The organism is Cetobacterium sp. ZWU0022 (assembly GCF_000800875.1).
Lineage (GTDB): Bacteria > Fusobacteriota > Fusobacteriia > Fusobacteriales > Fusobacteriaceae > Cetobacterium_A.
The window spans coordinates 1-1,261 of sequence record NZ_JRJZ01000062.1 but is presented as its reverse complement, the minus strand read 5'-3'; the positions used below and the strand labels follow the sequence as shown (position 1 = coordinate 1,261).

Below are 1,261 nucleotides of genomic sequence, written 5' to 3'. Positions count from 1 at the left end.
TAGACAAGCAGCTGTAGATTATAACTCAGCAGTATTAAATTACTATGTAGCATTTGAAACGTACAGATCATCACTTATTTAATATTAGGAGGAAACATGAAGAAGGGATTATTCATATTATCAGCAGCAGCGATGTTAATAACTGCATGTGGAAAAAAAGAGGAAGCAGTAGTAGAAAAACCAAAAAAACCAGTAGTAGTAACAAAAATAGTTAAAGAAGAAGTAGCGGATGTGTATACGACAGATGGAAGCTTAGTTCCACAAGAAAAAGTTAATCATACACTAGATACTCAAGGTACGGTAGCAGTTGTACTAAAGAAGAACGGAGATTTTGTTAACAAGGGTGAGGTTATAGTAAGATTTACAGATGCTAAAGTTCAATCAAGTTTTGAGGCAGCTAAATTTAATTTACAATCAACAAAAAATAACTATGAAAAATTTAATAAGCTTTACGAAAAGCAAATGGTGTCACAACTTGAATTTTTAAGTTATAGAGATGCCTATACAAATGCGGTAGCGGATTATGCATCGAAAGAATCTAATTTTAATAAATTAACAAGAAGATCTGAGATAACAGGATTAGTAGGAAATCTAAATCTTAAATCAGGGAATATAGTAGAAGCGAATTCAACAGTATTTACAGTTGTAGATGAGAACATGATGGAGATAACTGTAGACTTCCCAGGATACTGGCTGAGCAGTGTAAAAGAGGGTTCACCAGTAACTTTAATGGTATCTGATTTAGGTGGGAAAGAGTTTGATGGAAAGATTAAATCAATCAATCCAATAGCAGACTCTGAAACAAAGAAATTCCCAGTAAAATTATCGGTAGATAATAAATCAAAAGAATTAAAAGATGGAATGTATACAAAAGTAGTTATACCTACAGAAAAAAGAGAGAGCTTAGTTGTTCCACAAGAATCTGTATTTATAAGAGATTTATTAAGTTATGTTTATAAAATAGAGAATGGAAAAGTAAAAAGAGTAGAGGTAAAAACAGGGGCTACTGTAAAACCAAACATTGAAATTATATCAAAAGAGTTGCAAGTGGGAGATTTGATTGTAGCTGATGGTATATTTGGATTAGCTGATGGAGACGAAGTTACAATAAATAACGAAACAAAATAGAAATTGAAGAGGTGAAATATATATGTCATTAGCAGGTATTGCTATACGTAGACCAGTTGCAACGGTAATGGTGATGGTTTCGATGGTATTCTTAGGGATTGTTTCAATGTTATCAATGAAATCTGAACTGCTT

Annotated in this window: 1 protein-coding gene; it reads left to right on the top strand. The window is 32.3% G+C overall.

The window, feature by feature from the left end; genetic code table 11:
- The first annotated feature begins 96 nt into the window (after nucleotides 1–96).
- On the top strand, nucleotides 97–1,128 hold the full coding sequence (locus L988_RS05740; protein ID WP_047382485.1) for an efflux RND transporter periplasmic adaptor subunit: 1,032 nt from the start codon (nucleotides 97–99) through the stop codon (nucleotides 1,126–1,128).
- The last annotated feature ends 133 nt before the right edge of the window (nucleotides 1,129–1,261 follow it).

Coding starts and splice junctions, on each gene's coding strand:
- L988_RS05740 (WP_047382485.1), top strand. CDS start 97: ATGAAGAAGGGATTATTCATATTATCAGCAGCAGCGATGTTAATAACT.